Genomic DNA, 6,470 nt, shown 5'->3' with positions numbered 1-6,470 from the left:
ATATTATATTTTTTTAGTATAAAAGCTAACCTTCAGAATTAAGATATTAAATATCTTAATTCTGAAACTGGCCCCATTAATAGTCGAAAATCACCTTAAAATAGACTGTTCTATTGCTTTCTTTACCTTAAAATATTGTTCGTCAATAGTAGGCCTAGGTATAAAAAATTCCCTCTCACCATACCAATATTCATATTTTACTTCACCTTCTACTTCACCAGAATACTTAATATCTGGAGAATATAAATCCCTTATACATGAATAAAGCCAATGAACTTCGTGTTTAAATTTATTATTCTGCTCATTTCTTATCCTACCAAACAACTTAATCAATTCTTTAGATCGCGCAGAACCTAAATCTAAAAAGAATTTATTAAAATACTCCTCATTATAGTCAATCACTGGGGGTACATCACGATAATTAGGATCCTTTAAACTGATTATAGTCTTTTTTATATCGACTAACAAACTATGTTCAGCCACATATAATCTTAAATTAGAAAATATACCTTCAGTAATAATCTTATCAGGACCTTTATCGTAACTTTCCATTTCCAAATTCTCAAAAAAAGTTTGAACAGCTTGTTCCTGCTTATCAGGCAAATAACAACCCAATAAAGCTAATGTTATTATGCAAACACCAACCAAAATCCTCATATATACTCCTTCTCCACCTTACTGCTAAAACAATCTAAAAATATATAAGTTTGTCCAAATACTATTTTTAGAAAAACTTTTAAAAGTTATGCTAAGATAGATTTCTTTAAATTAAAAAACATATACCAATTTTATCTTTTCCCAAGAATAAGTGAACTACTATCCCTATAATCTTTGATTTAGAAATAGCAGTTCACTTTCAAAAACCTTCATTTAGAAATTCTCGAACAAAATTCATAAAAACCTCCAGAAATTGGACTAATATTATATTATCAAAACTTAACTATTAGGAGGGATTAATATGAAAAAAATTTTCATATTACTATTAATTTTTGGTTTGACAATTCAAACCTTTGCGTCGGAAGATGCAGTTGGAAAAGGTGTAGGGGATATTGCAACTACTTTGAAATATGAAAGTGAAAAAGCCACCGTGCTTGCGCCATTCCTTTTGAATTTCTTTTTGACTTTAGGGATAGGATCCTTTGTCCAAGGAGATTACATTGGTGGTAGCGCAGTTCTTGGAACTCAAGTATTGGGGGGAGGAATATTTGTATTGGCTGGATATATTTTCGAAAGTACCGCCAACGTGCCGCCAGGAAGGAGATCCATAGTCGGATCAACACTAGTAGTAACAGGGGCCTCACGATTTTAGGATCCTACATAACCGGGCTTATTATTCCATTTACATTTGCAAATAAATACAACGCAAATCTTAGAAAAAGACTTGGTATTGATCTTGCAGGTTTTGAACCAAATTTTGATATAATATTTTAAATATACCAAAACACAATAAAGATATACACGGTCAAATATTGGGCTTTTGTATACTCATATTTTTTTCTTATCAAATTGTCTATATAACTATATACAACTATATACTTTTACATGAGACATAACAGAGCCTACAAAATTTCCATTTTTATCTAAATCAATATAAAGAAAATAGTTATTTATAGATGAACAAATATAAGTTCTTCCTTAGCAAACCATCGCTTCTTTTAACTCCAACGCTATTTTTATAAAAGGGAATATCTTCATCTTTTTTAATATACACAAAAATCTCGCCTGTATTTTTTTATTATTTTTATCTTGCAAAAGCTGGAAAGTATTATAGGCAAGTTCGTCTTCTACATGAGAATCTGGAGACTCTTGATCATAATAAATTTTATGATATTTTGCATTAACTTCAAAACTATATATTTCTTTTTCTTCTATTCTTTCTTTTTATTTTATTTCTTTTGGAGTATTATTATTCTTTTCTTTTTGTATATTAGACTTTTCTTCAACCTTATCTATTTCTTCATATGCACATTTTTCATGCTCAATTTTTGCTACCATATTTTCATTGATAGGGTTATCAATCGCTATGACTTGATAATTTGTTTAGAACTTTCTTTAAAACCATCATCTACCTTATTTTCTAATTTACAAAAAAGTAAAAAGCAAATTACAAACAAAATAAGATACTTTAAAAAAAACGCCCTTTATGGAATATTACACTTCAAAATTTTAAAATGTAAATTGATAAAAAGCCAATGCATGTTAAATTCTAACCTCAGAAATAAAATTAACAACGCATTTTAGATAGGAAAGTAATGTTTTTATGTATTCAATCTTAATAAACATACAAATGTAGATACATTTACTTTCCATCCTTCAAAATTTACTTTAAAGCAACTCTTGCTTCTTGAACTAGTTTCTCTATCTCTTTCATTCTTTCCATTACTTCATCTATTTTAGAAGAAGAATCCTCTAATTGCTTTAAAGCGTTATCTACTTCTCTTTGCGCTTGTCTAGCTATAGCTACTAAATCACCGTCTCTTTTTCTTCTAGATCTAGAACTTATATTTTTGTTTTTCAACCTCTCAGTAATAGATTTTTTTAAGGTTTCTTGGGCTTGCTCAAAAAAGTATTTTGCTGATGTTCTCTCGCCAAGTCCAATATCTAATTTACTTCTAAGCTCTTCAAGATCAGTTCTCTTACTATTTAACTGATTGATTAATTGATTTATTTTATTTCTTTTATTCCTATTCTCTTTCGGATAATAATACTCCTTTAGTTTATTCTTAATTACTGGATTTGCTTTAATTCTTTCAAAAAATTTTGATGATCTTTCGCTATAAAAATCATAAAAACTGGGTCCTATTTCATTCTTAAGCTCACCATAAACTTTATAAAAATTAGATTCTAATTCCCCATATTTATTTTCAAGCTTAATTCCATCGTTAACTAGTTCATCAAATTTACTATCTTCAAGTATGTTCTTTATATCGTTAATTACTTTCTCTGCCCCCTTCTCTTCATTAGTGCTTGGAACCAAATCTTCTTCTTTTATTATTATTTCTTCTTGAGGATAATTCGGCGAATTTAAAACCATTAAACTCTCTATGTTAATGGGCTTCACAGAAATAACAGATTCTTCAGAAACAGCCTCCGTTAATTGGTTTTCTTTTTCTTTTATATTTATACTTTTTCCAAAAAATTTTACATCTTCTTGAGCTTTCTCCATAAATCCTAGAAGTTTGCCTTTTCCCACAAGGGCTTTTTGTGCTTGGCCTATTGATTCATTAGGATCGTTTATGCGACATGACAGCAAATTTATTAACATTAACATACATGTTGCCAAAATATTTTTTTTCATATCCCTCTCCTGCTGGAATGTTTATAGATTCACAGCCATTAATTAAGTAATTATATAGCTAAATTCCATAAAATCTATAGAATACTAAACACATTTTTTTAATATAAAAAAATTTTTTATTGCGCATTTTCTCAAAAGATTAATTAACAAATTTTTACTTTTGATTGGTAGTTAATCTATTTATTTGACATTAATTTTCATTTTGATGCTTAAAACAATTATATTTTTATTAGTTTTTCCATTCATCATCCATATTTTTTTACTGCATTTGCTTTTAAATTCTTTTATAAAATGACTTGAAACATCCTCAATTTTATATCCTTATTTATATTTCTATTACTAATTTTAAGTTCCTTAATGCAAATGCATTTATGTAAGTTTCTTAGTTATTGCTTATTTCTAGTATTTTTGTTATCTGGAACTTTTTATTTTATGGACTTTTACTAGTTTATTTGCAATATATTCTTTACAGAATAGTTTATTTTGGTTTTTATTTTTTTATATTATAGAATTCTTTATCTTATATATATATCTCTTTTATACCTTTAGGTATAACATCTGTAATTAAGGCATTAAGTTTTTGTATTTTATATACTATTCTTGTTTATAGGACTGCTAATTTCTTTAGAAAAAAATAAGATACTACTTTTTTGCCTTTTAAATATTCTTTAATTATTTCATTAATTAATTCTTGAATAACTGTAAAACGATATGTTCAAAACAGTAATAAAGAATTCTAGCCAATACTATCCCATATCTTAAAATAATTATTTTTCAATTCATCAAGTCTTTTTCATATTACTAAAGACTCCATGTTCAAATACACTCAATTATCAAGTCAAAAGTGTAACTTTTACATTAAAAGCTTTATTTATTTATTTATTTATTATAATTAATTATATTCATGAAAACCAATGGTTCTTAAAGAAGTCAGTTCTAAAGAGATGAAAAACTTTACTTTGAATTCTATAGTTCAACAAAGGAATGAAGCTTAAAAAGCTAGAACGGGCATAGATTTTATAAAATATGAAATTAACTGTATGGTGTCTATCTAGGCTCTTGTTGTAATGCGTCAAGAACTCTGTATTTACAAATATAGTGATTTTGCCCCTATCATGCACTAAAGTACATACAATTATAGAAGGATAGAAGGATTTAACAATGTTTATTGATGATAAAAATCAAGAATATTTTACTTTAAAAGAAATACAAATCATGCAAAATAAAAGCACGAAAAAAAATACTATTTATATCAAACTGCTTAGATTAGAAAAACAGGGGAAAATCACTCCCTATAAACCATCACAAAACATAAAAGCTTTTAAAAAATATGGTAAAAAAAGTATTAATTTATATCCCAAAGAAGAAGTTTTAAAATATTTTACAACACAAAGCTTTCTAAAAAGCTACAATCCCAACGAATATTTCCCCAAATATAACTTATTAGAATTAGTTAAAAATGCTATAACATTTGAGGAGTTTGCAATAAAAATATATAAAAATCCAATAATATTGCCTAGCAAGTCCTATTATTTTAAAATTTTAAAAAAAACAAATCCTGACTATGTCTTAGATCTAGATAAATATGGTTTATTTAAAACATTGAATAAGGATTACATAGATAATATACTCATTATTTTTAATGCAAAGCCTAGAGAAAAAAGAATGCCTATTAAGCATGATAAGCTAAACAAAAAAAATAAAAAAGGGGGAACGGGGGGATTATTTGGATGGAAACTTTTCAAAAAAATAACATAGCCAAAACAAATTAAATGCTTGAAATAATACACAAAATTATCGGCAAACAGGAATGAAATTTTTCAAAATTGAGATAGACTGAAATTTATCAAAAATTAAGGGAGAATCAAAATTTTTATGACAGCAATAATAGTATACTCATGCTTAACTATGTGTATAATGTATTTCCATATGCAAATTAAAGCATCTTTTACAAGATTAATCGGATTTTGCAAAAGATGCTTTAATATTTTTTTCTTATTAATAGAAATGTTAAAATTAATTTTTTATCTATTTATTATTAATAATATTAACAATAAATTTTATATATTTATAATAATATTACTAACTTTAATTACAATTAACGCAATAATTTAAATTGTTTCATTAATTGTAATTAAGCCAAATAAACCTTACACATAAATTAAATAGCGGTTATCCACTAGATCGTAGTCTAAGAAAAAGCTTTACTTTTGGGCAGTTTCTGTCTTACCTGCTTTTCATTTCCTTATAATAATCCTTTAGATATGGTACTGGATTTATATCTCTATCATGCAAAATATTACAACTACTGCAAGTCCCTCCCCAGCATCACTTAATTTTAGAATCGTACTTTTTATACTACAATTGCTACATAGCTTCCTTGATGGGAAATATCTATCCTACTTTATACATAGAAAAGAAGCCTCCATATCAATCTGGACCCACACGACGATTGTCTTGCAAATTAATCATGCAATCCCCCCCCCAAAAAAAAATCATTAACACCTTCTCAAAACATTCCATTTTACATATATTTAATTGATAGGGGTTTTATTATTATGTTTCTATAATTAGGGACAAAATAATCATATAATTTATATAACAAGGCTTTTCTTTTGATTGGAATTTTATTATCTAGCTTAAAATCAATTAATCTAAATGAATTGATTTCATCACATTCACTACGTACTAAAAAATTCTTACTGCTAGCCTCTATAACAAATACCTTTTTTCGTTCTCTTTAGTTTTATTGTTATTTTCAATATACAAGAAATTAACTACCAATTAAATATAATATTTATTATCAGCATCTTTTCCTGCTACTTCAATAATTCATTATTCTTAATATCCCTATATAGAGCTAGCTTTACAAATCCTATTTAGGAGAGCTTTATATAATCATTTTATATTCTTATTAGATTTTTTTGATTATTAGTTTTGAATTTGTATATTTTTCTTGCTCTTATATTTAGGAAATCCTTATGTTCTATTCCCTCTTTTAATTTCTCTAAAAAAATATTATGGACAGAACTTAGGTCAAGTTGAAAATTGCAAATAGCTAAACTATCATTTTTTTATATTTACTTGGATTAATAACAAGAATTTGTTTATTTTTTTATAATAGTCTATTTTATCACTTAGCATTTTATTACACAAAAATCTTACACATCTA

4 protein-coding genes and 1 pseudogene are annotated in these 6,470 nt (G+C 26.5%); 2 read left to right on the top strand and 3 right to left on the bottom strand.

Annotated elements, in window-relative coordinates:
• Nucleotides 1-90: 90 nt before the first annotated feature.
• Nucleotides 91-657 carry a P52 family lipoprotein gene (locus QIA41_RS04520; RefSeq protein ID WP_320292859.1) on the bottom strand — a complete coding sequence of 189 codons (567 nt, stop codon included), beginning with the start codon at nucleotides 655-657 and terminating at the stop codon, nucleotides 91-93.
• 301 nt (nucleotides 658-958) lie between these two features.
• Between QIA41_RS04520 and QIA41_RS04515 the strand changes: the two are divergent.
• Nucleotides 959-1,431: pseudogene (locus QIA41_RS04515) on the top strand (P13 family porin).
• A gap of 889 nt (nucleotides 1,432-2,320) precedes the next feature.
• On the opposite strand, the gene QIA41_RS04510 reads toward QIA41_RS04515, so the two are convergent.
• Nucleotides 2,321-3,298 (bottom strand): P12 family lipoprotein, encoded by a 978-nt coding sequence (locus tag QIA41_RS04510; protein ID WP_320292857.1) that lies wholly within the window; start codon nucleotides 3,296-3,298, stop codon nucleotides 2,321-2,323.
• 1,161 nt (nucleotides 3,299-4,459) lie between these two features.
• Here QIA41_RS04510 and QIA41_RS04505 point away from each other — a divergent pair.
• Nucleotides 4,460-5,056, top strand: coding sequence for a hypothetical protein (locus tag QIA41_RS04505; protein WP_320292856.1), 597 nt, complete (start codon nucleotides 4,460-4,462; stop codon nucleotides 5,054-5,056).
• 1,308 nt (nucleotides 5,057-6,364) lie between these two features.
• On the opposite strand, the gene QIA41_RS04500 is transcribed toward QIA41_RS04505, so the two are convergent.
• Nucleotides 6,365-6,454, bottom strand: coding sequence for a hypothetical protein (locus tag QIA41_RS04500; protein WP_320292855.1), 90 nt, complete (start codon nucleotides 6,452-6,454; stop codon nucleotides 6,365-6,367).
• Nucleotides 6,455-6,470: the final 16 nt, after the last annotated feature.

It is taken from the genome of Borreliella sinica (genome assembly GCF_033969665.2).
GTDB lineage: Bacteria > Spirochaetota > Spirochaetia > Borreliales > Borreliaceae > Borreliella > Borreliella sinica.
Note: the sequence above shows the minus strand (reverse complement) of the source record. Positions and strands in the feature narration are given on the sequence as shown.

Coding starts and splice junctions, on each gene's coding strand:
- QIA41_RS04510 (WP_320292857.1), bottom strand. CDS start 3,298: ATGAAAAAAAATATTTTGGCAACATGTATGTTAATGTTAATAAATTTG.
- QIA41_RS04505 (WP_320292856.1), top strand. CDS start 4,460: ATGTTTATTGATGATAAAAATCAAGAATATTTTACTTTAAAAGAAATA.
- QIA41_RS04520 (WP_320292859.1), bottom strand. CDS start 657: ATGAGGATTTTGGTTGGTGTTTGCATAATAACATTAGCTTTATTGGGT.